This is a genomic window from Scytonema sp. UIC 10036 (assembly GCF_009725235.1).
Genome location: NZ_WJFC01000195.1, coordinates 1 through 24,959 on the forward strand (window position 1 = coordinate 1; position 24,959 = coordinate 24,959).

Here is a 24,959-nt window from a genome sequence, read left to right on the forward strand (position 1 = left end):
TACAGTATTGTGTAGGTTGGGTTGAGGAACGAAACCCAACAATTTCATTTAAATGTTGGGTTTCGTTCCTCAACCCAACCTACGGTGTCTTAATGTTTACTTTATAAATCATCTCTTATCATTTGGGTGGTTTCTGTGTACAGATCGCAGGCTGATTTAAAATTGAGTTTGCGGTAGATCTTCCCATATTTCCCATGACAACCCATTTGGCATAGTTGCACCTGTCAAATCGGCACTAGCCAAATTAGCACCCTCCAGTCTAGCCGCAGTTAAATCAGCACCCATCAAATGGGCACCCCTCAGATCGGCACCCCTTAAATCGGCACCCGTCAAATCAGCATTTCTCAGTTCAGTACTTCTTAAATCCATTCCTCGCAAATCTGCCCCTCTCAGGTTACAGGCTGTACAATCCCGGAATTGCCGTAAATGTCTTATATCATTTGGATTCTCAATAGTAGGGATGTTCATAATTTCTGGGTGGATGGCGGCTGGTTCTACAGCAGCTTTATGACTGAAAGAAAGAATTGCGATCGCACTCAATAAACTCAAGCCTTCCAAAATGACTCTAGCTGTATTAAACCCTATACTGGGTCGTACAGGTTCAATGAAATTTATGGATTTGAGTAAACACAAAGCAGTGTTAGCATTGGGAAAGCGCTCCTGTGGTGATGGTGCTACCATCTTTTCCAACCATGAAACTAACCGTGAATTGACTTGGGGAACAAGCGAGTTGAGATTAACACGAAAATTATCATCAATTAACTCACCAACCTGAGTCGATTTTGTCTGTGTTAGCAAGCAGACAAGAGTCATCCCAAGACTGTATAAATCAGAAGCTAGAGTCAGCGAACGACCAAAAAGCACCTCTGGCGGCATAAATCCTAAGGTACCTTTGACAGTACTGCTAGCAGATAAGTTTTCAATTCCAATTCTGGCTAACCCAAAATCCACTAAATAAACATTGAGCTGCTCATCGACTAAGATATTTTCCGGTTTGATATCGCGATGAATAATTGGAGGGAGTTGTTTTTGCAAGTAGACGAGAACCTCTAGAATAGCGATCGCAATGAGTTGAACGCTCTCAATCGTAAAATGCTGTGGTTCTGCCAAGGAACGAGCATCAATATATTCTTGTACCAAGCAAAAACCACAATCCGTTTCAAATGTTGCAAGATACTTGGGAATCCTGGGATGTTGCAGTTGCTGTAATAGCGCTATTTCTTGTTGCAAAGCTTCATATCCCGACCAACTCGATCCTACCCTAGCAAACTGAAATTGCTTGATAACAACTTTTTGCTGAGTTTGAAGACAGATGGCTTTGTAAGTAACTCGCCCACCCTCAAGATTGTGTCCTAACTCTTGTTCTACTAAATAACCCTGTTGAGAGAAATCTGGAAATTGGTTGGTATGAGAAGTTATTGAGTGACTGGAAATTTCGTTCATAGGATTTATTTTTATTTTAAAGCCTTACTTTTTTCAACCAAGCGGATAAACTCAGCTCGATAACCATCTAAATCACTTCCTTGAGACTGACGCGCCCGTTGCAAAACACTATCAAAAGTGGCAGTTCCTTTGTAAGGAGAATTTCTCAGAACCATGCCAAATTCTGCAACAGCCGTGGCAAACTTAAAATTTGTTGTTGCTTCACTCAACTTAACACCTCGGTCAACAACAGGATAAGTCAGTAGTTGAGAAGTGGACTCTTGGGGTTCTTTGTAGCGTAGCTTTACTTGCATGATTTCGTCATGACTTGACAAACTTTTTTGTTGATATTTTAACGAATCTACCTTTGGTAGTGGTACATCACTTTTTACTCCTGTCGCTATAATTTCATAAAGTGCTGTAACAGAATGCCCTGCACCCAACTCCCCCGCATCTTTTCCATCGTCATTAAAATCCCGATCTGCCAAAAGTCGATTTTCGTAGCCAATGAGACGATAGCCTTGGACTTTGGCTGGATTAAACTCTACTTGAATTTTGACATCTTTAGCAATTGTCAAAAGTGTCGCCCCCATTTCTTTAACAAGAACTTTTTTCGCCTCCAGTAAATTATCGATATAAGCATAATTACCGTTTCCTTTATCGGCGAGTTGTTCCATTTTGGCATCTTGTAAATTGCCCGTCCCAAATCCAAGTACAGTTAAGAAAATCCCCTGTTCTCGCTCTTTCTCGATCAGACGTACTAGTTCCTCATCACTAGAAACGCCTACATTAAAATCGCCGTCCGTTGCCAAAATAACGCGATTGTTCCCTGATGACAGAAAATTCTCCTTAGCAATTCTATAAGCAAGTTGAATTCCTTCCCCACCTGCTGTTGAACCACCTGCTGCTAATTGTTCTATGGCATCGAAGATTTTATCTTTTTGAGAACCGGGCGTAGGTGGTAAGACTAAACCCGCATTGCCAGCGTAGACAACTATTGATACTTTATCAGAATCTCGTAACTCTTTCACTAACAAACGCAATGCTGACTTCAGCAGTGGTAGTTTGTTATAATCTTCCATCGAACCAGAAACATCTAACAAAAAGACAAGATTGTTAGGAGGCAAATTTTCTGTAGAAATCCGTTTAGATTGCAAACCAATTTGGACAAGTTTATGCTTGGGATTCCAAGGTGCATCTGAGACTTCTGTTGTAACGGAAAAGGGCTTGTTGCCATCAGGTTGGGAATAATCATAAGAAAAATAGTTAATCATTTCTTCAACGCGGACTGCATCGGCACTTGGCAATTGACCCTGGTTGATGAAGCGCCGTATATTACTATATGAGGCGGCATCTACATCAATCGAGAAAGTGGAAAGGGGATTGACAGTAACACTCTGAAACTGATTGTCTTCATTGTGTTTATAACCCTCGCGACTGAGACTTCCATCGCGATCGCTCGGCTGAATGGATGACGGTTGACTCAGTAATGGGGTTCCCGTGTTTGCTACGGGAGATTCAGCTAGGGGGCGAGATACTGAAAGTTTTGGTAGTGCTGCATGTTGAAGTGGCTGCGTTGGAGATTGTTGGTGAGGCGCAGGTGCTTTTACTGATTGATTTTCTGCTGGTGCTAATGTTGTACTTGTGGTAGTTTCAGGTTGACTGCAAGCAACTAGATTTCCCATCAAAACAGCAATTCCAAACAGAGCAAGTGCCCGATGCAGGTGATTCATAAGTTCTGCTACGTTAGAGTTGAGGATATGTAGAAGTGAGGATATGGGGGCGAAGAGGTTTTCCTAGTTCTACAATTCCTATCCGGTTTTTTACCGATTGGTTACGGAAAATGTAACCAGTGACCAGTAATATATTTCTGATTATGAGGGGCAAAAACTGTTTAGGCGATCGCATCCCGAACTCGATGTTATAAAACTTGTAGAAAATCACCTCGCTGACACCAAAGACTTTACCTCGCGTCATGGCACCCTGCAGGGAATCTTTACAGATTTACTAGAGCGCCGGTCCAGTAGAAGAGATTGACAAATCAGGCATAGTGTGTTGGGCACGACAAGGAACTCAGGTACAGCAAAGGTGTTGGTTTGATAGCATTAAGAGCCAAGCATTTCTTCTGCAAGTTTATTGCAATCAAGATCAATAGACTTGTATGTTGCACCTAAGGGTACAAACGAGAGACTTGGTAAAAATATCAGTGGTAATGCTACATTCTTTTGCGCGCCTTCCTCTCTACTGCTTGGGTCAAACCAAAGCAGGGCATCCGCGCCATCCACTTTATGTAAAAAACAGTGTATGTCCCATGCAATTGTCGTTATGACTAAAATGTTTGGGGCGGAGCGAAGGCTGGGAAATCGTCTGCCCTTGATCGCTATTCGGCGGCAACAGTCGCGATCGCTCGTGTTGTTTGGAGTGAGATCGCTTCATTGGTCGCGGTGTGACTAGTCATTGAGTTTGGTGGAGCGGTGTGAGTCACCGAATGGTAATTGCTTGATAAAAGTGACGATTCGCTCAACTTCTTGGAACCCAACATGAGTATGAAACTCATAACTTTCTTTGTTTTCCACTAAAGCATCTGAGGCTAGTTCCGTACATCCATGTTCGAGTGCCCACCCTTCGGCATACTCAATTAAAGATGTGCCCACACCAAGTTTTCGATACTCATCTTTGACGTAGATTCCTTCTACATATGCAACAGGACTGTGAGTAGCACCAGGAACGTAATCAGATCGAAGGGAAAGATTCATAAATCCAATTGCTTCTCCATCATGATTTCTGACTAGAAATGATTCACAGCGCTCGGATTTAAGAATCTCCACTAGAGTCATCTGCATTTCTTCAACCGAATCATCTGACCATAATTTCAACGCCATCTCTAGCCACTCACTAAAATCATCCCGAGTAATTTTGACAATTTTCATCATATTTATAAAGCGTTTCTCAAACCCACTTGAAGGCACGTGCTAAAAATTGTAGCAACGTCAAATGAAGAATGGGGAGGTGTCAAGTTTGTTACAATAAGTCATCGCACACAGAAGCCACAAGTTAATCAAAACTACGCTAGCTGCTTAATCCCAAAGGCGTTGAGTCATTGCAAAGCTATCTACATTGCTCATCAAAGATTCGATATCTTGGTTTGTTTCTGCCAACAGTTCATCAAGCGTGCGATCGTTAACTTTAATATCTTCTAGTTGACACATTTGTTGATTGAGGACAAAAAAGACTGTTTTGGCCATTGAGGGCTTGCGAGAATTTTCCATGCAGATCGAGATATTGGGGCATTTGTAGTCCACGCCTACCATCTCCCGACAATTTAAACCCATTGGACAGTACATAAAGTGAGAACTTTTACTCTAATTTAAAGCGATTGTATAATTCGAGCGCAAAGACTCTGTATTGGTCAAAATAGAGCGTCGCTATTCTAACAGATAGCTGTGGATTATTTCTTATTCAACACGGGACACAACTTTCTCAATCAAAGCGGCAGCACGAGTGGTACCACCTGCATTTACAATCTCCTGCTGCAATCGAACTGCATTGGTTTTGTAAGATGAGAGGGTTCGCACTTGCTCTATGGCAGAATGTAAGTGAGGAACTGAAATGCGAGACACAGGTACGACTTGTCCCGTTCCCGTCCAAGCAATCCGCGCTGCTACTCCAGGCTGGTCAAGGGAAATAGGGATTGCAACCATCGGTACTCCTTCTCTGAGGGATTCTAGGGTAGTATTGAGTCCGGCATGGGTAATGGTGAGACTGGCTTTTGATAACAGTTCTAGTTGGGGTGCGTAGTTAACAACAATTGGAGAGCCGGGAAGTTCTGGTAGGGATTCCGGGCTCATGCCACCACCTAAAGAGATGACTAACTGAGCATCAGTTAACGCGCAGGCTCGTGCAATCCCTTCAAAAATATATTGCAAGCGATTTTGTAACGTTCCTAGCGATGCGTAAATCAAAGGTTGTCCGGTTAACTTTTCAAAGGGGAATTCTACGAACGAACGAGTTTTTGGGTTGAATAATGGACCTACAAAATGAACGTGTTCTGGTAAATTCTGTCTGGGAAATTCAAACGCAGCAACTTGCTGGCTAATGATGGTCAGTTGAGAATAAAGATCCTGGGATTTAGTATATGCGGGTAAGTTGTTTTCACTCCGGAACTGAGCGATTGCTCCCATAACAGGTTGCACAACCCGATCCAACAATGAATAACTTAACTGATTGCGTAGTTTTGCCCACCAGGCAGGGTTGTAATTCCAGATAGTGGTAGCCGGAGGAATGCTGGCATCCCGATAAGACATCAAAGCGCAAGCAACACTGACAAAAGGGATATCTACAAAATTGGCAATCGTTCCTCCTTCTGGTGAAACCTGGTCTACGATTAATGCTTCCACTCCCACTTCTTTGAGTGCTTTTGGTGCTGAGTTTAAGAAAGTCTTGGTAATATCTTTTACCCAATTTACGGTATAGCGTATAGCTGCAAATCCGCTCAACTTTCCCTGGTGACTGAAAATTTCTGCCATTGCACCAGAGGGAAAATCAGATTCACCAATTGCCCTAAATTCCAATCCTGCCGCAACCGTGCTTGGTCGTGCATCCAAGATTCCGCATAAAGTAACCCGATGACCTCGTTGCTGTAGTTCTACACCTAAGGCAGTCATTGGGTTAAGGTGACCTGCTGTTGCCGGACAAATAATACCAAAATGGGTCATGGTAGATGTTTGATGAAAGTTTGGCACTACTAAATAACAGTATGCGACAGACATACCGTTATATGTTGCTTGTATTTCTGTCCTAGATAAATAGAACAAAGCCTCTAGCACCGCATAACAAACAATATCTAGCATTATTTTACCAATGACTAACCAAAACTTATCGGAAAACGGGGATATCGACCGACTCTGTGCAACCGCGTGCGAGCTTGGAGTAGCCATCACAGGCATTGCGATATGGCTGTACTCCCTATAATTATAAAGACAACTAAAGCCGTGCCATTCACTTGAGGGTTAGATGGATAAAACCATCCGCCTTGAATGAAAGCAAATGCCACAATAAAACTTAATATGGCTCCTAACAGTACGGCGAGCGCAAAATTAACTATCCTTCTCTTTTGCAGCCCTGCTTTAGCTCCAGTAAAATTAGCTCCTCTTAATTTGGCGTTAGTAAAATCCGCACCTCGGATATCTGCACTGCTAAAGTTTGCCCCTTCAAGATTCCTACCTCTAAAGGAGCGCCCTCGAAAATTTTGACCGGAGTAATCTAGGGGCATAACGAGCGAAAAAATGTTTCCTGACAAATTGTTATACAGCTTTTTCCGTCAGTGTTCCGGTTTTAGAGGGAGCGTCCGGGTGCAACTTAATAGGCGTTAGTGCGATTTGGCTTAGAGAAAAAGCTCATATTGCGATGTTTGATGAGGAGCAGTGCAGACAAGTGATAAAACTTTGCTTTTTTTGAAACGAGCGAGTAGTAACTGGGGATTGATTTTTCATCAAAATCCCACTTGCCTACAGTGGAAGAAAAATTAATAAGGAGTGCCATCTTTATGAGTAAAAACCCAGGATTTACCATCAAGACTAACTTGTGCTAGTAAATCATCATCTGGATAAGTGACTGCATCATTAGGAGTCCGGTCTCCCACCTCTAAATATATTGCCACCGTACTCGAACGATTGAGCAAATGATGTCCGTTGCCGTCACCTGCTCTAAACCCAGCTGCCATACCCGAAGTGAGCCTTTGTTCGCCTGCATCTGTCACCAAAATGACTTCGCCATCTAATACATAAATAAATTCATCTTGGTGAGAGTGCCAGTGCCGTAATGCAGAAGCGCTTCCTGGTTCTAGAGTTACTAAATTCACACCAAAATTTTTCAAGCCAGCAAAATTGCCCAATCGCTGTCGTATCCGTCCGGCGACAACCTCTTGAAACTGTTGTGGGTAGCGCGAACCCGTTTCCTTTGGTACGTTTGTTGGGTCAATAATCATGTTGAGTAAATATTGGGAAATCAATTTGTTAATTATCGCACGGATCGTTAGGTATACTCAGTTGACATTGAGCCTGACTCCTTGTTATGGGGTTAAATCCCCGACTAAATTCTTACCCAACTGACGACTGAGTTCTGACAACTGAGTTCTTCATTTAAGCACTCTCAAAACCTGTGACGAGTTGCCTAACATTTTCACTGAGAGCTTCAACAAAGTACCCACCCTCTTGCACAAATAGAGTCGGCAAGCAGAGTGACTTAATCTTTCTTCCGATTTTATTGTAGGACGTAGACTCAAGAGCAAAACAACCCAAGGGGTCAAATTTAAACGTGTCGAAGCCAGTTGCCACCACCAAGGCTTCTGCCTTGAACGACGAGATTGCGTCTATAGCTTTCTCTAGGGCTTGTATATAAGAGGCTTCATTGGTTCCAGTCGGCAGTGGAATATTCAGGTTATATCCATAGCCTTCGCCTGAACCGCGTTCGTTTTCAAAGCCCGTATAGAAGGGATAAAAGTTGGTCGGTAACCCGTGAATTGAGATTGTCAAAACGTCACCATGCTGATAAAAAATTTGCTGTGTACCGTTACCGTGATGCATGTCGATATCGAGAATTGCAACTAGGGTAAACTGATGCAGAAGTTCTCGGGCTGCGATCGCGGCGTTATTCAAGAAGCACATACCCGGTGCGCCAAGGATGAGTAATTTGCCTGCGATCGCGCTGCTATCAAAAACGTCAACTATTCCAGTAACGGCAACGGCTCCGGCAAAGGTAACAGCAAAGGAAACTGCACAGGCAATTGCAGAAGCCCCAGCGACAGCAATGGTGGAAGCCCATTGGCATGCTTCTGGGGCGATCGCTCCGTCCTTTCCACTCCTCGGTGCGTTATTCAGTAGCACAAGCTTAAAGAGTGCTTATCGCTCAATTTTTCAAGAGAACTGCCACCAAAGCATATTTTATTCTTGCTCATCACTTAAGCGATACGGCTGTACTCCATTAAGTGCGATCGCAACGAAGAAGTTTCAATCCCTAATAGGGAGTCGTATAAATTGCCACCTGGGTAGAAGAGATAGACAGCATATCTCAGAAAGTTTCAATCCCTAATAGGGAGTCGTATAAATTGCCACTCTTGTTAAAAAAGCAAAGCCTATTTTTGAGAAGTTTCAATCCCTAATAGGGAGTCGTATAAATTGCCACTTTAATCAAAAATGGCTCTCAGCCAATTACACAATTTCTTGCAATACCACTTTCGAGTACGAACTTGATGAATCGGGTAAAGCGATCGCAGAAGTAGGATTGGACGATTTGGAAAATTCCCTTCCCTACACGTTAATTTTTATCGATAAAATTAAACGGGTGGAGATTGAAAGAACCAATTGTGAAAAAATCGTTTACGAGAAGCAAGAGCCAACTCATTTAACCGCCGACATCAAAATCGTTGAATTTGATAAAATCCAAGGCGATCGCACTCAGAAGCTGTATTTTGCTTGTCTGTCCAAAGAACTGACCAGTATAGCCATTCAAGTTGAAAAAGATGACAACCAGACATCTATTTTACCTTTTAATGATAAAACCCCAAAAATCTTCCTGGGCTTTCCACTGATTGGAACGGAGGATTTCAATTTTCCCGTTGTCATCAACAATCCCTTTCTAGAGCCGACAGAGCCGAGAGATGGGGTGTTTCTCACCATGAAGAATGAAGAGAACATTATCAACAATCAAAAGATAGTCCAAGACTCTGTTGAACTTTACTTTATTCTTTTACAGTATGCCATAGATAAGGACTGGCAGAACTTGTACTTATTAGCCAAAACGGATTTACCAAACCAGAAGGATTGGGTTTCTACAGATTGGTACGCGCAAAACATCCAAAAAGTCTTAAGAGCTAGATTAATGCAGTCTAGTATAGTTTATACGGACAACCCCCTGTACCCGAAAATTCAACTGACAGAAGCTTTATTCCCCTACGCCAAGTCAAAATCTAAAATATCGGTCATTTGGGATTTCGCCAATACCTTCTTGAGCGATTGCCTGCCCAAGAAAGAGCATATTGGGTTTTGGTATGACATTATAGACAACAGTTGGGGGAAGGATTTACGCTACACTTTGAAGCGGTTGGTTGGTGATGTTGCTAAGTTTGCAAATGTGCTTCAACTGGCAGATAAGATAAACCAATCTGAAGAAGAAGCATTACATTGGCTGAACAATCTGATTGGCTTTGTGTTATCAGAAGAGAGGGATTTATTAAGCGAGTTTGCGATTGTTCCCAACCAGTATGGGGAGTTCAAGAAAAAAGAAGAACTTTGGACGGATAAAGATATTCCCGAAGAACTTAAGGATATCTTGAAGATTTTACAAGAAGACTGGCGGGGTAAGCTAAAACACAATCAAATAACCAGTTGCGAGCTAGAGATCGCCAAATCCATTCAAGATATTGTCGATGGTATCAATAAAATTATCAAAGGCAATACCAATTCCAAGATTAAAGATGCTGTTTTGGGATTGATTGCTTGTTTTCCTGCAGATAGCAGTTTATCTAAGAATGGCGATGAAGTGTTGGGGTTTGCGAAAGACTTTTACCCAACTCCAGACAAGAAAATATAGCCAATTGGATACCGGGGATTTGGCAGGAGTGCCAGGAATGGTTTATGAACCAAGTCTGTCATGATATTGCACTCAAACAGAACGTTGTCAATCTCGCGGAATATCTCAATCAAGATGCTTTAAGGTGGTTGAGCGATTTTGTGAAGTTTGCTGTCAAGTATAATTTTGACAGTTACTTTGGTAAATATGCAATTTTACCCAATCAGAAAGGGGAGTTTGCTTGCAAAAAGGAATTGTATGTAGACTTGGGAATTGATGAAGAGTTAAAAGATATTCTAGAGGAATTGGGGGATGATTGCCGCAGTGGGTTGTTAGCTGTTGAAATCGAACTCGACCTGGATGGGAAAATTCATACTTCAGAAGATATTGCTCGTGAAATTACTAAAAGAGTAGAAGCTATCTTAAAAAATGAAGGTCTTGATAAAAGAGAAGAAAGAAATAAACGAGTTTTTTCCAAGCTTTTACTCTGGTTTTATGAAAATGAATCTTTAGCAGAGAAGATTTTTGGCGATTTATACAACAGGCGTTACCGTTTGAGAAGTGATGAGGAAATCATTGAGGATATTAAATTCAGACAAGCGATTCTCAACAATAAAAATGGCTACACAGAGCAAGAGATTATAGAATTAATTAACACTCCCAAAGAAGAGCTATTTCGGATGTCTCCCGAAGATTTCCACAAATTCCAACAGTGGCAGCAGAATCAAAGTCAAGTGGCTCCACAAGTAGTGCAAGAAGAGTACAAAGAATTAGTTACCCCTCAAGAATTGTTGACGCGGTTGTGCATCTATTCTCCCGAAACGCTGGAACTGGCTAGGAGGCGGTTTAGAGGCACGAGGATTTACGAATATCTCCGCTATATCCCTCATGATTTTGCCGAGTATGCTTACGTAAAAGCAATCATCGAACGTGCTAAAAATAACATCAGAGCTTATTTGAGCCAAAGAGATGATTACAATTGCGATCGCTGGTACGAACAAAGCACGACTGTCATTGCTGGTATTGTGAAAAATGATAGACCCATCAGAATTGTGGTGAGACCCTCAGATGGGGGACAAGTTATCCTCTTTTATGAATCTGAGTTTGATGCTTTGGAATATCCCGAAAGTGAACTGTGGGTTGATAACGATATCAGGCAGGAAATTATCACTCTCGGTAGAGTCTTGAAAAATACGGGGATAAATCGGATACCTTTGTAGGAATTGTCAGGAGCGTTGGGAGTGCGAGCAAAGCAGCTGAGTTAAGCGATCGCCAATCATAATGCTTGTCGCTACTCCTCCAACGCTTCCACATACGGAAAATACAAGTACAGTTTACTCGTGAGTCGTGCCATCTGGCATGATAGTACCAGCAAGCTGTGCGCTAAGAAGATTCGCACCAGTAAGGTTTGCATCTTTCAAATTTGCTTGTGTAAGATTCGCATTTGTCAAGTTGGCTCCACGCAGTTCGGATGCAATCAAGCTTGTCCCACTCAAGTTTAGACTGGAGAGGTCAGCCCCACATAGGTTAGTCTCGTTTAAATTGGCTCCACTGAAATCGCCTCTCAGTGTTACTCCAACTAAATTTACCCCTGCTAGATTAGCATCGTTTAATTTTGTATAATTATCAAATTTTGCGTTTTTTAAATTCGCTTGACTTAAATCTGCTGCAATCAAATTAGCAGACTTAAAATTGACGTGAATTAGATTAGAACTTTTCAAATCTGCCGCTCTTAAGTTTGCTGATTCTAGATTTGCGTGACCCATATAGGTTTTACTTAAATTTGCCGCTACTAATTTTGTGCTGCTAAAGTTTGTCTTACTTAAATTTGCTTCATACAGATTTGCAGTAGTTAAATCTGCTCCGTTAAGGTTTGCATCGCTTAAGTTAATTTGAACTAGATTTGATTGAAGAAGTCTTACATTGTTTAAAATCGCCTTGGATAAATTGGCTCCTTTCAAATTGGATTGGCTGAGATCTGCACCTTCCATGTTTGCTGAGTTGAGATTTGCTCCTTGTAAATCTGCCTTAGCCAGGTTTACCTTATAAAGGTTTGCACCAGCTAAATTAGCATTTTGCAGTGATGCACTGGGGGCAATCAAATACGCACCAGCTTGACCGACATTAAAGCCTGTAGGAAAGACAGTTGTTGAGTCGTAATAGCTCTGCAGGAGATTAATGTTCTCAAGATTAGCTCCTTCTAAATTTGCGTGAATTAGGTTGGCTTTACTGAGATCGGCATGACTCAGATCTGCCTTCATTAAGTTGACTTGCTTCAAGTCTGCTCCATTAAAATTCGCTCCACTGAGGTTAGCTCCACTGAGATTGACCTCATGCATATAAGCCCCACTGAGGTTAGCTTTTTTTAATGTTGCTTTCTCTAGCTTCGCCGATTTCAGTTTTGTTTTATAAAGGTAGGCATTATCTAAGTTAGCTCCAGTCAAGTTTGCACCCGATAAGTCTGCCTCACTTAAATCTGCTCCTCTTAAATTTGCACCGCTCAAGTTCTCACAATCTAGGTTAGTGCGGCTAAGATTTGCTCCAGACAGGTTTGCATTGCTCAGATTGATTTTGTTCAAAGCTTTTCCACTAAGATTGACTCCTGCCAAATTAATTCCGGTAAAATCTCTTTCCCCAGCCTTATAGCGACTTAAAAATTCTTCAGCATCAACAGGTATTTCATGGTTGGGTTCCTCTGCTGCATAAATTCTGTTGACCAACCACATGATTCTCTCAATTTTAAATTCTCGATCGCTAAACGCTCTGCTAAATTTCTCCCGTTCTTCTGCTACATCAATTTGTTCGTCTGGCTCGGTTTCGGCAATATAAACTTGTTGCTGTTCGACCGTTTCAACAAGTTGTTTTACGACTTCAGCATCATCTAAATTGACCCGCTCAATTGCTACCTCGCCCAAATTGTTGCTCGCATTAGATAGCTCTTGAAGGCGTTGTTCTAAGTCAATAACTCGTGCGGATAACTCTGCAATTGCCTCTTGCATACTCTGAATTTGCTCTAATTCAGGTCTGTTGTTAAATTCTTGTTTGAGATCGTCAAAATATTTCTTAAGCCAAACCCTATATATAAATTGCCCAAGATCGGACCTGGAGTAACAACCACGACCTATGAGAGTGTATTTTCGCTGAAAAAACACAAAATTGTTATCTTTTATACTTGATTGTTTTAATACTATTGGCTCCAGTGGTTTAAAACCGTCAACTTCAGATGTTTGGAGATAAATCAGTAGCATTGGAATAGAAAACAGGGAGCGATCGCATGACATCAGTCATATTATTGCGTGCGTATTCTTGCTGAAAGGGGATCGCGCTCCCTAGAAACGGCTTCTGAAGTTTGTAAAAGTGTCAGAGCGATCGCTCCGGTCTCTCTACCAAGCACTTCAGTAGATTTTTCCGATAATTGATATAAGCAACAAATCTTAAGGGCCTTTTACCTAGAGAATCTAGATAAGAGGACACCTCTTCTAAAGAAAATTTATCAAAAATATTTAAGTCTGTTAATGCTTTTACCTGGATGCCAAGAAGTTCGGCAACCCCAGTATAATGCAAGTTAGCTTCGGGATGGTTTTCCAAATAGTTAAACAATTTCCAATCTACAATTAAAAATTCAAATTTATAAGAATTCCAATTATATGTTGCTATCCATGCTGGACTGTAAACTTGCTCATTCTTACCGCAATAATCTTTGTTATAAGTCCAAGCTTTCTTGATTTCATTGGCATACCTCTTTCTCATGGAATTTTCTAAAATTTCATGGTCGTTAATATTTATCAAAATAATTATGCAATGTCTTCCCTCATTATCTTTATACTTACCAGCTACGATGGAACGAATGATAGGAAAAAGAGATGTTGGTTTGTTGAGAACTTTCAATAATCGCTTAATCTCGCGTTCGACTTGGGGCTGTTTCGGTAAATACTTTTTCACTTTACAACCGTTCAGTTCGGGCTGAAATAAGTTCACGTAATACCGTTCTTGTTCGTCCAAACAGTTGACGGGAACTTGTTTCCAATAAATCTTATGGCACAACTTGCGGTTTGACCGAATCAACTGGGGATACCTGTGATGGGTTCTACCAGCCCATCTGTTTTTAAGATTGGCAGCTTGGCCTACATACCAGACATACCGATTGGCATCCGCGATCGCGTATATTCCAGAACAGGAAGGTAAAAGATGCCGTTCGTTAAATCTAACATTATACCAATTTGTCCATTCCATAACTTCTATACAAGAGATTGGCATAGGGGTAACTCTTTTAGAATGCCCACTGCATTACGAGAACAAAGTCACTTTTATCTAGAATCCGATAGAATGTCTCAATCCAAGAAGTGCAAACGCACGTTATGGTTGTCAAAATCTACCACCTGTTGTGTTTTTATCATGGTTACAATCGAAGTTAGGTAAGTCTTTAATTCCCCTAGTACTACCACTCTTGGGTTTTGTTTGGATTGCACCCAAGGGTGATACGCCACTCACTTAGTAATGAATGACTTTTCGTCGTTTTTGAAAAATTCTCGTTTATAATTGACCAAATTGAACAAGCTATTTTGATGAAAGAAGTTTATGCCCGCATTATCCACGAACGAGCCTTGTTGATGTGTCGTGCAGAAGCAGAGGTTTTGTGTCAGTATGCAGAACTGGGGGAAGAAATTTACCGGATGTGGGTAGATACGTTGGACGCAACCGCACCTGATGACTACGATTTAACTGACTCTATTCATGAGTTGGGCACTCGCTATGGCATAAATACACAAACCGTTACAAATCTTTTTGAAGTGATTCGGCAATTGGTTTTAGAATACGATGCGTTGATAGACCAAATTTAAACAACTTGTTCGCCAAAGCCTTTACCGCTTTTTATTGGCATTTGCTGACACTTCTGCATCCACCCGGCATTTTTTAAAGCCAGAGCGGGAGGAAGACCGCGCAAGTACCAACGGTATATTTTGGCAACAAAATTCTCTTGATTTTCATCCGGTCTCAACGCGCCAAGGATAGCAGTTCTCACCGACTCTGGCACGCGATCGGCTAAGGGTTCTCCTTTAAGTAAAGAAAATTCATCCCAGCCAGACTTTAAGTTGAGCCATTCTTTGAAACCCGCTTTATTTCCCTTGGAGCGCAATTCTAAAATTTTTTCTTTTAACCTCTGTGGTGGTTTTGGTACGGGCAAACCATCTGGAATTTCTACAGTGGGTGGTAACTTAGCTTTGAGTACAGAACCAGCAGCTGCATCGGCACGGCTGTTTTTGTGTCGCGGTATCCAGTTTAAATGGTATTCTTCAAACTGTAATAGTAGCTTACACCCTTGTTGATAAAGGGGTTGGAGTCTCGGAGTTTTACACTTATAGCGCCTGGAAAGTTGGTAGATAACTAACTGGCTATCACCAAAAACTTTGATGTGCTTGCAGCCAAGTTCGAGAGCTTTTTTTAAGCCTGCAATAGCACCACTGTACTCTGCAACGTTATTTGTTTGCACTCCCGTCGAAATAAATAACTGTCCAATCTTTCTTGTTCATAGAATTCCATGCTCCTGCTCTTGCCGCTTAAGTTCTCGAATTAAAGCTTGGCAAAGTTTACTTGCACCATAAGCTTGACGCATTAAGGTGCGCCCACCATGGCGATCGCCATTTAATGTGAGTTCGACTCCTTGACGGCTAAAAGACGCTGCCTGCCTCCCAAGTTCTTTTATTCTGTTTTTCAAGGGTTCTAAATCTTCCATTTGTTGTCCTTTAGTTCACACCTTAGGAGAAAGCGCTCTGGTATTAACCACAAGCGCCCTGTTAGGTGAAATTTGTTGTAGATGCTTGTTACTGAGATCGTCCCTCAATTCGCTTCCTTAACTCTGCTTCAAATTCTTCATCTGTCGTGCAAAGTACACCCGGTCTGGCATCAAGTCTGTCCATGTATTTGTGGAATGCGATCGTGTCGTTTGGATGCGTCCTGACGTAATTTAATAGCTCTTTGTCCGACATTTCATCAAAATTAGGTTGAGTCATTTAATGAAAACCTCCCCATTCGGATAAATCTCTACTTCGATTGTGTCGCCAATCAATACAAAAATCCGTTTGGAGCGTTCATCCAATCGAACGACATTGATTGGTTGTAACAAGTTGCTCGCTCTGACACATCTACGGTAAAACGCTCGCAACTGTTCTAAAGTTGGTTCCAATTCATCACCTCTTATTTATGTTTCACGGTTCAGAACGGACTACTTGTGGCTGCCCATGCAAGTAACGAGAGGTACATGACAACCTTGTTATGCAGGCGTGGCAATGACATAAATGTTTTGCCTCAGTCAATCGTAGTACTACTATTAGTTGTAGTCTAGCAGGTTGGATGGAAGTTTCACTTGTTTTTGCTTTAGTGTTTGTAATACTACTATTGGTTGTTAATCAGAAAAACTAATACTAAAAGATGTACTCTTTTAATGTCCACAACCATAAGTAGTACCCCTTATAATATGAGTACCGAGTTAAGGCATGATCGTGATTATTACGCTAAAAAAATTAAGAGAAGCAGCTGGGTTGTCACAAAACGACCTAGCGAGAAAAACTGGTTATAGTCCCCAATTCATACAAAAAATCGAGCAAGGTAAAGCAAAGTCTTTAACGTTGGAAGCAGCTGCTAAATTTTGTCAAGCTTTAGGGTGTAAACCAGGGGACTTGCTAGAAGAGGGATTAACACCACAAGACCCCCAAAAGAATAAAGGAGAAAAGACAGTAGTCACTAAAACTGCTCAAGAGCAAGAAAACTTGGAGACACGTTTTAACGACACTCAATCATCAAAATTGAGAAAAATAAATCGCCGAAAGGTGGCATGAGGTAAGATCGCCTTTCGGCGAGTGCTACAGGTGATAGTCCTTGTAGGAGACTCACACTTCAGGCGATAAGCGCTCTTTCAGCTTGCGCTCTTGTGCGATCGCATTCCTATCGGTGTTGCAATTGATGACTTTGGGACTTAGAAATACTCCTCTAAACGATACATAGTCAACAAATACACAACACAACGTTTAATTCTGAGCGATCGCACAGCCCTTGCAAGCTGAAAGAGTGCCAATCGCAGCTTTGCGCCACACAGCAGTATCTTGCCATTCTGTGTTGCTTTAAAAAGTTGAAGCTAGCATTCGACCGTCCACATAACTACTCATACAAAAAACCTCTACTCGGCTACAGCAACAACTCGCGCTTGACTTACACTCGCTTCTTCGTCTACCGCATCTACCCAAGTAGAAGCAACAATTTAAAAACCTTAATTCCATAGTAAGCCAACAAGCCCAAGTTGATTGCAGGTCGGGTAGCGGTTTTCTCTCATCAAAAAATTAGGAACCGCAATTATGTCACAACAACTAACAGCACCCAAAATTACTCAGCATTACCTCAATCAACGCCACAAAAAAGACCTTTTCGAGAAACGAGGACTGGACCCCAAATGGTGTGAAGTCAACTGCCGCTCAACTTCCACAAACCAAGCCACAGAGCTACTGGGATATACCGCACAAAGCGATGGCATTTGGTTGGAAGGAGCTAATTACCAAGGGCAGTACTATCCCGATAAGCGATGGTCTTCACAAGGCAAGTCAGAACAAAAATCTCCCAAGTACCGCAGCCCCAAAGGTGAATATGACATCATGTTGCCCATCCATCCAGAGGACCCTCGCTACTGGGATGACATCGAGGCGTTAAAGCTCAAGTGCTACATCATTGACGGTCACCCTTGCTTGGTGGTAACTGAGGGGTTCTTTAAGGCGATCGCTCTCTGCTCCCACGAAGTCCCCACAATAGCGCTACAGGGAGTAGAAATGGGTCTTACTCCAACTGATGCCGATCCCCAAGGCAAGCGATATCTAGTCCCATCCTTGGAAAAGCTTGCCCGTGCTGGCTTTGGGTTCATCCACGCCTTTGACGCCGATGCTGTTACCAACCCTAACGTCATCGATGCTCAAAGGAAACTCGTCCACCAGTTAAAGAAATTTAACATACCGCAATATAACGTAACCGGACTGTGGACGGAAGACCAGGGGAAGGGAATTGACGATTACATTCAACTCAATGGAGCAGACAAATTCAAGCAGGAGGTGTTAGCTAAGGCCGTGAGTATCGATAAATGGGAACAACAATTCAACAAAAAAGAAGAAACCCAGAAAAAATGGACTCAATCGTCTCTAGCTGAAGAACTTGCCGAAGAATACCGTCCAAAGTTGGCATGGCATGCAAGCCGCAAGTGCTGGTACTGGTACGCACATAAAGTTTCTGGTGTATGGTCACAAACCGTTGACGAAGCGATCGGTGCTCTAGTGACAACAGAAGCCAAGAACCGTCTGGGACCAGTTTTCAACCACGACTTTATCTCCGGCACCATCAAATTTCTTAAATATGAGTTAGCAGTTGATGAATGGTCTGAGGCACAAGGGTTGATACCACTTATTGATGGAGTCCTCGACCCCAAGTCAATGAAACTGCTGCCTCACTCTCCCGGTTACCGCTTCTTATGGCAGCTGCCATACAAATGGCAGGACAGAGCCATTGGCTGTCAGCCTATTATTCATTGGCTTTCTGAAATCATGAAACAGGATGCTTCCTTGGTCCAGCTGCTGCGGGCATACCTCAAATCAGTGGTAACGGGGAGATCTGACCTCCACAGATTTTTGGAAGCAATAGGACCTGGGGGAACGGGTAAGAGTACATTCTTGCGACTTGCTACAGCATTGGTTGGTAAAGAAAATACGATAGTGTCTACGTTGAAGCAGTTAGAAACCAATCGCTTCGAGACGGCTGCTTTGTACGGCAAGCGCCTGGTACTCATTACAGACTCCGAGCGTTACGGTGGAGAAGTTCAGACTTTAAAAAACCTGACTGGAGAAGACGACTTAAGGAACGAGCGTAAGTGTATCCAACAAACGGGGGGATTCAAGTATACAGGCATGGTGATGATTGCCGCAAACGAACCCGTCCAATCAAGCGATTACACCAGTGGACTAAAACGACGGCGGTTAACAATTCCCTTCACCCATCAAGTCCTACCACACCTACAACGCGACCTTGACTCTGAATTCAAACCCTATTTACCAAGGCTACTGCAATGGGTCTTAGAGATGCCCGATGTGGAGATGGTTAGCTTGGTGGACGATACACAAAATACCGTATCATCGCTTGCTGGTTTCAGTGCTGAGTTTTTACTTGACACCAATCCCCTAGCTGACTGGATGGACAGTTGTTTGGTTTTAGAACCAGGTGCAAAAACCTATGTCGGAACTCTGTCCAAATCTGCCGAACTGTATCTTTATCCCAGTTACTGCTCTTGGATGGATGAAACTGGTAGCAGGTCAGTCTCTCTTCGCCGTTTCAGTGAATGTCTTATCGACCTCTGCTCCAATCAACTGAAACTGCAAGGAATCAAGAAAGGACGCGACAACCAAGGTGCTTACATCACGGGACTGGCAATACGACAACCGGGGTCTGATGCAACCCGCCCAATTACAGGTGGTGGTGATTCTGCCCTGACGAGTCTATATGGGGCAAGTGACGATTTGAGTGATGATTACGTGACGGTTCAAACCCTTGTCAGTGACAGAACTGATGAACTAATTTCAGAGGAGCAACCATCTACCATCACAGAAAATTGCCAACCTTCAACTCAAAATTCAGAAGAATGTGCGATACAACCCATCACTACCCATCACCATCCAACACCAAGCGTCACGAACGGTCTGGTTATTGCCGTGGGAACTACTGCTGACTACAGTGGCGAAAAGGTGACAATTGTAGGTTGGAAGGATAACGGTAAACAAGTGTGGGTGGAATTACCAAGTGGCAAGCAAGTGTTGGTGAGGCGAGGAAGTTTAAAATCGTGGGTGGAGTAATTGAGTTGGTAGATGTATTTAAAAAGTAGTTTTCAGCATCAATATTTGCAGTATTCTGTCTGTAGCGAGCGCACCTTAAAGAACTATTATTTAAGTGTGACATCTACAGTCATGGAGAGCTTCTATGTTGAAAAGACTCACTCCTATTGTCGCTCTATTTAGCTCACTACTACTGCCGCTTACCATTCCTACTAAAAGTTTGGCTCAAACACTAACACAGTTTGTCAGTGGCTTGTTTCTCCCAACTGGCGTTACGGTTGACTTGAACAACAATGTTTATGTGGTATCAGATAGTGGCTTAAGTGCGATCGTTAGTAAATTTGCTGACAATGGTGTGTTCCTTGCACAAGCTCCTATAGGTGGCATCACGGTTGGCTACCAAGGCAAACTGGCAACCAATTCAGTCACAGGACAAATCTTTTTCTTGGCACCAAACGGGCAGATTCTCTTGATTAATCCAGCAAGCGGTGCAGTGACTCCACTTGTCGATCTACACGCTATTGCCATTGATACTAGTAGTATCCTTGACATAGCTTCCGGTAAAGTTGACAATTTTGGTGGCATTCTAGGATTAACTTCATTTTTTAACTACGGCGATATTGCTGTTTTTCAACGCCAAAATAATATCCTTGATTTATTCGTAACTGGTACATCACAAGCTCAAGCTTTTCCTTTCGTCATGCGCTTGCGATTTCAAAATAACACTTTAGTCCAAGCAAAGGTCATAGCCAGTTCTCGTGCTTCAACGGCAGGAAGTTATAACATCGAGTCGGGAATCGCAGTTAACAATCGAGGAACTGTATTTACAACCTTACCAATTCCAGCAGGCAATCCCGCATTTGGGAATTACACTGTTCCAGTGGCTTTCGGTGCTGACTTTGACCAGACTTCCAGCACATCTGACGATCCTCGCATTGTGTTAAATGGCATCGGTTTATCAACCAAAGGCATGACTTCTGACGCTGCTGGTAACTTCTATGTCGCTGGTTCTTCAGTCGGTAGTACAATCGGTGGCATTGCGGCGGGGAGTGGTGGACTGTATATATTTCCGCCAACTCTCGATAGCGCGATCGCAGCGATTCCTGTAGGCGGTCTAAGAGGAACATCTGATGTTGCTGTAAATCCAGCAGGAGATAGAGTTTACGTTACAAATAGCAATAGCAATAGTGTCATTTTGATTAGGAGGTGACAAAAACCAAGCTAGGTAACAAAAACCGTTAGCTCCCATTCCCAGGAAGATGAGCGTGTAAAACAGCTTTTTCTGCATTTTCCGGTTGTGGTTTGTATCGGGTTTTCACCGTTAACTCTTCCAAAATTCATGTATAAATAATAAGATTTCTCTCTCTAGTTGCGGATATGCGGCGGTTCTTTGCTTACTGTTGGTACTAAAAACGCCCGTAGTCCACTAAGGGCGATCGCCATCCCAAGCAGCCAAAACGAATTTCCACTCCTCAAGAGTTTCAGGTGCTTTCCCTTTAATGAGACCGATAAACCGGGTTAACCTCTTTGCTTTTTGTGCGTCTTCACCAAAAACCTCAACCAAATCGCGCTCGAAATTGGGATTGTAGCCTTTAGCCACAAGAGCAGCAACCTGAGGTATCGGTCATATTCAACTCGTAGATGGGTTTCTTTGTCATATTGGAGATGTTCGCGTGAGAGTGCAGATGCTTCTATTCTGGCTTACTAACAAGGGTTTGCTTAAGCTGTAGTAGAAACATACACTTGTTGTGAACTTTGCTGTGAATCGCCCAACTTTCCCCTTGTTAGTACTCTTGTCCTTTTCTCCCCCAGAACTGCCATGCTGGTGCTCTTGCTCTTGTTCTTTGGTGCGAGCGCAACGCCACCATCGCACTCCTAACAGTCGCTTGTTGTGACAATTGAAGTGGGAGAAAGATTGCGATCGCCCAGCCGCGCAAGCGGAAAGAGCGCTTATCGCGTCCATCAAGCTCATAACGTACAATGGGCGTTTTAGCTTCTAAAATCTAAAAAAACCCCACACTTTTAAAGCTTGGGAAGTCATTTATAAGTAGGTGAGTGGAAATAAACAAAACTATGTAACAAAATGTAAACTTCACCGAAAGGGTTAATTTAGCTAGAGTTTGAGCTTATTTACAAAACTAAACATAGTTGTGTTTTTTAACGCCGACTTACTTACTTGGTTATTAAGTACTACGCTATGTTGAGTGGATGAGAGGGGATAACATACATTCTTTCCACTTCATACATTTCAGCATCTTTATGTGTGTTTAACTCAAACCATTTTTGAAAGCTCATACCTGCTTTTTAGCTCTGACTCTTCCACATCCCGTGAAAAGCCGGCTAGTTCGCGGTTTTAATACATAAATCAGAGGAAGAGAAAAATAATTGTGCGATTTCAGGTATTGTTTTTACCAGATGACCTTCTAGCAGTGATTGCCTGAGTGGCAAATCCGAGTTTGACTACTTTTTACAAAGCACGTTATTAAGAGCTAAACCACAAGTAGGGCAATACCACCATTTTTTAGCAGCTACATCCCACTGCCATGCACCAGTTTCAGAACCGAGACTTTTAATTTCAAAATCTAATGCATATCTATAGCCAACATATTTACAGTAAGCATTTGCCCCTCTTTGTTGTGCATCAACATCATTACCATTTTCTCCTTTTCTAGCAACTTCTACTGGTCCTCCTCTGACAATTGGCTCTGAAAACGTTCGCTCTTCAGTTAAACCAATTTTAGCTGTTCCTATAATGGAAGTCATTGTTAAACCTACAACATATAATAAAACTTGCGCTTTTTTTCTAATCATGACAATTCTTCCAAATTACTTATTTCTTGAACCATTGATTACAGCAAATATCATCTAAATGATGTCACAAGAGCAGGCTGAATGCCGACTCACAAGAGCTAAAAAATTCATACTTTTACTTTATTTACTTAGCAATTGCTGTGTGCTGAATTCCAATTTTATAGCAAAAAATCAGCCATTTTTTGTTCTTTAACAAATCTACAAAATCGAGCTTTTATAATGTCAGCATCAATTTCGGTTATTCGTAAATTATTTAATTGTCGCCAGTAATATTGCTGAAATTTTATGTTGTTTTATAGGTTTAGATAATGAGCTTATGTTTCAATACGATTCATTTAAGCTTCAAAGTGTTGTAAATTAAGCATTAACCTCAGTGGAAAGGAATTGATGGATACAAATAGTGCTCTGCATGAAATGGCATATTCCACATAAAAAATCGCACAGGTCACAGGGTTAGTGTTACCCGCGTATTGGTTAATGGATTCGCATCAAACGAGCAACCTGTATGCTCCCCTAGCTAGTAAAATAAAACGCAATCTGGGGTTGATCTACAATGAGCAGCAGCAGCCAATAGAGCACAAACCAGGGCTGTTTGAATGCAATTGACACAGCGATCGCTACTGCACAAACAACTAATTATCCTAGGGTCAGTAGATCGCAAACTTTTTCCTGAATAATGATAAGTTTTTCTAATAACTTATTCTCACTTGCTCCTGCCATGACATGGTGCGATCGCCACGAGCCATGTTGTCTTTGGCATTTTCCCATTTAATATTGTTGGGATGATTGGAGCCACCCTTGCTGTGAGGGTTAACGTGACTGGCGTGCTTGTCAGAGAGATAGTTTTCGGCGTTACTAGCTGCAGATTTGCCATCTACACCTGCCCGCCCTGAAGGGGGAATATTCTCCAACATTTGTTGGGCTTGTGTTCTTGTTCTGATTGATTCGCCGGGACGAATACCACCTTTATATAATCTACGTGCCGCATTTAAAGGTAAATCTTGTAAATTGGCGTGATGAATTTTGGTTGTTGCCGCAGCATTGACAGCAGAATTGACGGCAGAATTAGGATGAGAATCAAGAGACATAAATAATTATTTTGTTCTCTATTATTAAGTGTAATTACGTATATAGAACAACAAGCCTACTGTATTATAGGCATCATAAAAGTAAAATGACCACGGGTGTGCGATGCAGAGTCTTTCTGGATGCGATAAGATTTTGGCACGACTGGCTTTGAATAGCACGCGAAAATCTTGAGTATTAAGATAAGCGATAACCAGTATATTTATACAAGTCGAAAACCAGACGAAAACCCTACTCAGGATTTACCAGGCAGGGTTTTTATATTCCTAAACAGAGAAGTCATTCTGAATGAAGGGCTGTACCATACTGTATGGGCAAAAGAAGAACAATTGCTTTCAAAAGATGCGATCGCCCATTGCAAAGTTTTGTCCATCACAGCCTAAGTAACGTCTTTAGATACTATGCTTGGGGTGCGATTATGACCGGATTGGGGATTGAAACGCACCCTAATAATTTTTGACTCGCGATCGCCCTTACGAGCCACAGAATCCCTACACTCGTCCTGGTTTTTGTATAAGTTGTTGTCGTCGTTTAAGGAACTGAGAGTACTAGAGGTTCTGTACTCGTCGTCATCAGGCGTTGAGGATTGTCGTCGTAGGCTTCTATTTGCCAGAAATCTCCTACCATAGCAATACCTCCTTTTGCGATCGTTGAATCGCCAAAGGTAAATTCCCGAATCAGCACAAATGATCCTGTAGGTTCGGGGACACCAAAGCGTTTTTCTAACTCATTACCAACTTCTTGAATTTTGGTAACGATCGATTCTTTCAAATTGTTGAATAGTTCATCAAACACGAGCGATACTTCCCAGTTACAATACTTTTGGTGTTCCCTTAAAAAGAATAAAAGTTAGCATGAGATTTTGTACTGAGAAGAACTCAGAAAAACAACGGTGATAGTTCCGCATCCTGACGTAAGATTTTTAGCTCCACTGATTCAGCTTGAACAAAGGTTAAACGTCACCACATAGGCAATAGACCCCATTGAGTATCTTGTGCGTCGTAAATTGCAATGTGACAGAATGCAATCCTCAAACTAAAAGAGACTGTCTATCCTAAATGGACAGACAGTCATTCCACAAAAAATATTTAGAAACTTATTATTTGAAAGTCCCTTAGGGAACACCAAAAAATAAATTATTCCAAATCCAAAATAAACGTGTAGGGGCGCAATGCCTTGCGCCCCTACGATGGGATAATTTTTTAATTGGAAGTCCCT

General features: G+C 42.0%; 28 protein-coding genes and 1 pseudogene. 8 read left to right on the plus strand and 21 right to left on the minus strand.

Features of this window, described 5'->3' with window-relative positions; genetic code table 11:
• Positions 1 to 156: 156 nt before the first annotated feature.
• From F7734_RS49200 to F7734_RS49210, 3 genes are read right to left on the minus strand one after another with little or no spacing between them, the layout of a single operon-like run.
• Entirely contained in the window at positions 157 to 1,443 is a 1,287-nt protein-coding gene (locus tag F7734_RS49200) for a serine/threonine-protein kinase (RefSeq protein ID WP_155751608.1), read from the minus strand.
• Positions 1,444 to 1,454: 11 nt separating this feature from the next.
• Positions 1,455 to 3,155 (minus strand): VWA domain-containing protein, encoded by a 1,701-nt coding sequence (locus F7734_RS49205; RefSeq protein WP_155751609.1) that lies wholly within the window; start codon positions 3,153 to 3,155, stop codon positions 1,455 to 1,457.
• A 13-nt stretch (positions 3,156 to 3,168) separates the two neighbouring features.
• Positions 3,169 to 3,399 carry a hypothetical protein gene (locus tag F7734_RS49210; protein WP_155751610.1) on the minus strand — a complete coding sequence of 77 codons (231 nt, stop codon included), beginning with the start codon at positions 3,397 to 3,399 and terminating at the stop codon, positions 3,169 to 3,171.
• Positions 3,400 to 3,726: 327 nt separating this feature from the next.
• On the opposite strand from F7734_RS49210, the gene F7734_RS61330 reads away from it, so the two are divergent.
• Positions 3,727 to 3,876: a hypothetical protein gene (locus tag F7734_RS61330; protein ID WP_166482630.1), complete on the plus strand. Its 150-nt coding sequence runs from the start codon at positions 3,727 to 3,729 to the stop codon at positions 3,874 to 3,876.
• Here the strand turns inward: F7734_RS61330 and aac(6') are convergent.
• The 6 genes and pseudogenes from aac(6') to F7734_RS49240 all read right to left on the minus strand — a co-directional run bounded on the left by aac(6') (position 3,873) and on the right by F7734_RS49240 (position 8,306).
• Positions 3,873 to 4,355, minus strand: a complete 483-nt coding sequence (gene aac(6'), locus F7734_RS49215; protein WP_243147502.1) for an aminoglycoside 6'-N-acetyltransferase — start codon at positions 4,353 to 4,355, stop codon at positions 3,873 to 3,875. The two genes, F7734_RS61330 and aac(6'), sit on opposite strands and share 4 nt — an antisense overlap.
• Before the next feature lie 144 nt (positions 4,356 to 4,499).
• The gene (locus F7734_RS49220; RefSeq protein ID WP_155751611.1) at positions 4,500 to 4,691 is read right to left on the minus strand and encodes a hypothetical protein; all 192 of its coding nucleotides are present in this window, start codon (positions 4,689 to 4,691) and stop codon (positions 4,500 to 4,502) included.
• Positions 4,692 to 4,877: 186 nt separating this feature from the next.
• Entirely contained in the window at positions 4,878 to 6,272 is a 1,395-nt protein-coding gene (locus F7734_RS49225) for a glycosyltransferase (RefSeq protein WP_347566418.1), read from the minus strand.
• Between the two features lie 248 nt (positions 6,273 to 6,520).
• Positions 6,521 to 6,694 (minus strand): annotated as a pseudogene (locus F7734_RS64615) (pentapeptide repeat-containing protein); the annotation flags it as partial.
• 252 nt (positions 6,695 to 6,946) lie between these two features.
• Positions 6,947 to 7,408, minus strand: a complete 462-nt coding sequence (locus F7734_RS49235) for a cupin domain-containing protein (RefSeq protein WP_155751613.1) — start codon at positions 7,406 to 7,408, stop codon at positions 6,947 to 6,949.
• Positions 7,409 to 7,562: 154 nt separating this feature from the next.
• The gene (locus F7734_RS49240; RefSeq protein ID WP_155751614.1) at positions 7,563 to 8,306 is read right to left on the minus strand and encodes a hypothetical protein; all 744 of its coding nucleotides are present in this window, start codon (positions 8,304 to 8,306) and stop codon (positions 7,563 to 7,565) included.
• Positions 8,307 to 8,703: 397 nt separating this feature from the next.
• Here F7734_RS49240 and F7734_RS49245 point away from each other — a divergent pair, with 397 nt between their 5' ends.
• Both F7734_RS49245 and F7734_RS49250 read left to right on the plus strand, forming a co-directional pair.
• Positions 8,704 to 10,011 carry a hypothetical protein gene (locus F7734_RS49245; protein ID WP_155751615.1) on the plus strand — a complete coding sequence of 436 codons (1,308 nt, stop codon included), beginning with the start codon at positions 8,704 to 8,706 and terminating at the stop codon, positions 10,009 to 10,011.
• 44 nt (positions 10,012 to 10,055) lie between these two features.
• A complete protein-coding gene (locus F7734_RS49250) occupies positions 10,056 to 11,210 on the plus strand; it encodes a hypothetical protein (RefSeq protein WP_155751616.1) in 1,155 nt (384 codons plus the stop codon).
• 114 nt (positions 11,211 to 11,324) lie between these two features.
• Here F7734_RS49250 and F7734_RS49255 read toward each other — a convergent pair whose 3' ends face one another.
• Both F7734_RS49255 and F7734_RS62555 read right to left on the minus strand, forming a co-directional pair.
• Positions 11,325 to 13,271 (minus strand): pentapeptide repeat-containing protein, encoded by a 1,947-nt coding sequence (locus F7734_RS49255; protein WP_155751617.1) that lies wholly within the window; start codon positions 13,269 to 13,271, stop codon positions 11,325 to 11,327.
• A 79-nt stretch (positions 13,272 to 13,350) separates the two neighbouring features.
• The gene (locus F7734_RS62555) at positions 13,351 to 14,247 is read right to left on the minus strand and encodes a GIY-YIG nuclease family protein (RefSeq protein WP_155751618.1); all 897 of its coding nucleotides are present in this window, start codon (positions 14,245 to 14,247) and stop codon (positions 13,351 to 13,353) included.
• Positions 14,248 to 14,555: 308 nt separating this feature from the next.
• Between F7734_RS62555 and F7734_RS49265 the strand changes: the two genes are divergently transcribed.
• Positions 14,556 to 14,831 (plus strand): hypothetical protein, encoded by a 276-nt coding sequence (locus F7734_RS49265; RefSeq protein ID WP_155751619.1) that lies wholly within the window; start codon positions 14,556 to 14,558, stop codon positions 14,829 to 14,831.
• On the opposite strand, the gene F7734_RS49270 is transcribed toward F7734_RS49265, so the two are convergent.
• From F7734_RS49270 to F7734_RS61340, 4 genes are all read right to left on the minus strand, one after another.
• Entirely contained in the window at positions 14,828 to 15,481 is a 654-nt protein-coding gene (locus tag F7734_RS49270; protein WP_155751620.1) for a ribonuclease HI family protein, read from the minus strand. The two genes, F7734_RS49265 and F7734_RS49270, sit on opposite strands and share 4 nt — an antisense overlap.
• A 36-nt stretch (positions 15,482 to 15,517) precedes the next feature.
• The gene (locus tag F7734_RS49275; RefSeq protein WP_155751621.1) at positions 15,518 to 15,724 is read right to left on the minus strand and encodes a hypothetical protein; all 207 of its coding nucleotides are present in this window, start codon (positions 15,722 to 15,724) and stop codon (positions 15,518 to 15,520) included.
• 88 nt (positions 15,725 to 15,812) lie between these two features.
• Entirely contained in the window at positions 15,813 to 16,001 is a 189-nt protein-coding gene (locus F7734_RS49280) for a hypothetical protein (protein ID WP_155751622.1), read from the minus strand.
• Positions 15,998 to 16,174, minus strand: a complete 177-nt coding sequence (locus F7734_RS61340) for a hypothetical protein (protein WP_166482632.1) — start codon at positions 16,172 to 16,174, stop codon at positions 15,998 to 16,000. The genes F7734_RS49280 and F7734_RS61340 overlap by 4 nt, the downstream gene beginning before the upstream one ends.
• Positions 16,175 to 16,484: 310 nt before the next feature.
• Here F7734_RS61340 and F7734_RS49285 point away from each other — a divergent pair, with 310 nt between their 5' ends.
• From F7734_RS49285 to F7734_RS49295, 3 genes are all read left to right on the plus strand, one after another.
• Positions 16,485 to 16,826 (plus strand): helix-turn-helix transcriptional regulator, encoded by a 342-nt coding sequence (locus tag F7734_RS49285; RefSeq protein ID WP_155751623.1) that lies wholly within the window; start codon positions 16,485 to 16,487, stop codon positions 16,824 to 16,826.
• 513 nt (positions 16,827 to 17,339) lie between these two features.
• Positions 17,340 to 19,865 (plus strand): DUF3854 domain-containing protein, encoded by a 2,526-nt coding sequence (locus tag F7734_RS49290; RefSeq protein WP_155751624.1) that lies wholly within the window; start codon positions 17,340 to 17,342, stop codon positions 19,863 to 19,865.
• Positions 19,866 to 19,989: 124 nt separating this feature from the next.
• Positions 19,990 to 21,054 carry a hypothetical protein gene (locus F7734_RS49295; protein WP_155751625.1) on the plus strand — a complete coding sequence of 355 codons (1,065 nt, stop codon included), beginning with the start codon at positions 19,990 to 19,992 and terminating at the stop codon, positions 21,052 to 21,054.
• A gap of 216 nt (positions 21,055 to 21,270) precedes the next feature.
• Here the strand turns inward: F7734_RS49295 and F7734_RS49300 are convergent, their stop codons facing one another.
• From F7734_RS49300 to F7734_RS49315, 4 genes are all read right to left on the minus strand, one after another.
• Positions 21,271 to 21,444 carry a hypothetical protein gene (locus F7734_RS49300; RefSeq protein WP_155751626.1) on the minus strand — a complete coding sequence of 58 codons (174 nt, stop codon included), beginning with the start codon at positions 21,442 to 21,444 and terminating at the stop codon, positions 21,271 to 21,273.
• A 54-nt stretch (positions 21,445 to 21,498) separates the two neighbouring features.
• The gene (locus tag F7734_RS49305) at positions 21,499 to 21,816 is read right to left on the minus strand and encodes a hypothetical protein (protein WP_155751627.1); all 318 of its coding nucleotides are present in this window, start codon (positions 21,814 to 21,816) and stop codon (positions 21,499 to 21,501) included.
• 488 nt (positions 21,817 to 22,304) lie between these two features.
• On the minus strand, positions 22,305 to 22,655 hold the full coding sequence (locus F7734_RS49310) for a hypothetical protein (protein WP_155751628.1): 351 nt from the start codon (positions 22,653 to 22,655) through the stop codon (positions 22,305 to 22,307).
• A 689-nt stretch (positions 22,656 to 23,344) separates the two neighbouring features.
• Positions 23,345 to 23,743, minus strand: coding sequence for a hypothetical protein (locus F7734_RS49315; RefSeq protein WP_243147503.1), 399 nt, complete (start codon positions 23,741 to 23,743; stop codon positions 23,345 to 23,347).
• 168 nt (positions 23,744 to 23,911) lie between these two features.
• On the opposite strand from F7734_RS49315, the gene F7734_RS49320 reads away from it, so the two are divergent.
• Positions 23,912 to 24,124 (plus strand): hypothetical protein, encoded by a 213-nt coding sequence (locus F7734_RS49320; RefSeq protein ID WP_155751629.1) that lies wholly within the window; start codon positions 23,912 to 23,914, stop codon positions 24,122 to 24,124.
• A 148-nt stretch (positions 24,125 to 24,272) separates the two neighbouring features.
• Here F7734_RS49320 and F7734_RS49325 read toward each other — a convergent pair whose 3' ends face one another.
• Positions 24,273 to 24,536 (minus strand): hypothetical protein, encoded by a 264-nt coding sequence (locus F7734_RS49325; RefSeq protein ID WP_155751630.1) that lies wholly within the window; start codon positions 24,534 to 24,536, stop codon positions 24,273 to 24,275.
• Between the two features lie 240 nt (positions 24,537 to 24,776).
• On the minus strand, positions 24,777 to 24,959 hold a 183-nt coding region (locus F7734_RS62560; protein ID WP_207714394.1), incomplete at its 5' end, for a hypothetical protein.

Excerpts from the sequence above, each read along its gene's own strand:
- F7734_RS49315 (WP_243147503.1), bottom strand. The coding sequence starts at position 23,743 with ATGTCTCTTGATTCTCATCCTAATTCTGCCGTCAATTCTGCTGTCAAT.
- F7734_RS49220 (WP_155751611.1), bottom strand. The coding sequence starts at position 4,691 with ATGGAAAATTCTCGCAAGCCCTCAATGGCCAAAACAGTCTTTTTTGTC.
- F7734_RS49250 (WP_155751616.1), top strand. The coding sequence starts at position 10,056 with ATGAACCAAGTCTGTCATGATATTGCACTCAAACAGAACGTTGTCAAT.
- F7734_RS62555 (WP_155751618.1), bottom strand. The coding sequence starts at position 14,247 with ATGCCAATCTCTTGTATAGAAGTTATGGAATGGACAAATTGGTATAAT.
- F7734_RS49290 (WP_155751624.1), top strand. The coding sequence starts at position 17,340 with ATGTCACAACAACTAACAGCACCCAAAATTACTCAGCATTACCTCAAT.
- F7734_RS49235 (WP_155751613.1), bottom strand. The coding sequence starts at position 7,408 with ATGATTATTGACCCAACAAACGTACCAAAGGAAACGGGTTCGCGCTAC.
- F7734_RS49305 (WP_155751627.1), bottom strand. The coding sequence starts at position 21,816 with ATGAGCTTGATGGACGCGATAAGCGCTCTTTCCGCTTGCGCGGCTGGG.
- F7734_RS49295 (WP_155751625.1), top strand. The coding sequence starts at position 19,990 with ATGTTGAAAAGACTCACTCCTATTGTCGCTCTATTTAGCTCACTACTA.
- F7734_RS49225 (WP_347566418.1), bottom strand. The coding sequence starts at position 6,272 with ATGCTAGATATTGTTTGTTATGCGGTGCTAGAGGCTTTGTTCTATTTA.
- F7734_RS49265 (WP_155751619.1), top strand. The coding sequence starts at position 14,556 with ATGAAAGAAGTTTATGCCCGCATTATCCACGAACGAGCCTTGTTGATG.
- F7734_RS49255 (WP_155751617.1), bottom strand. The coding sequence starts at position 13,271 with ATGTCATGCGATCGCTCCCTGTTTTCTATTCCAATGCTACTGATTTAT.
- F7734_RS49285 (WP_155751623.1), top strand. The coding sequence starts at position 16,485 with ATGATCGTGATTATTACGCTAAAAAAATTAAGAGAAGCAGCTGGGTTG.
- F7734_RS49200 (WP_155751608.1), bottom strand. The coding sequence starts at position 1,443 with ATGAACGAAATTTCCAGTCACTCAATAACTTCTCATACCAACCAATTT.
- F7734_RS49210 (WP_155751610.1), bottom strand. The coding sequence starts at position 3,399 with ATGACGCGAGGTAAAGTCTTTGGTGTCAGCGAGGTGATTTTCTACAAG.
- F7734_RS61330 (WP_166482630.1), top strand. The coding sequence starts at position 3,727 with ATGTCCCATGCAATTGTCGTTATGACTAAAATGTTTGGGGCGGAGCGA.
- F7734_RS49310 (WP_155751628.1), bottom strand. The coding sequence starts at position 22,655 with ATGATTAGAAAAAAAGCGCAAGTTTTATTATATGTTGTAGGTTTAACA.
- F7734_RS49275 (WP_155751621.1), bottom strand. The coding sequence starts at position 15,724 with ATGGAAGATTTAGAACCCTTGAAAAACAGAATAAAAGAACTTGGGAGG.
- F7734_RS49205 (WP_155751609.1), bottom strand. The coding sequence starts at position 3,155 with ATGAATCACCTGCATCGGGCACTTGCTCTGTTTGGAATTGCTGTTTTG.
- F7734_RS49280 (WP_155751622.1), bottom strand. The coding sequence starts at position 16,001 with ATGACTCAACCTAATTTTGATGAAATGTCGGACAAAGAGCTATTAAAT.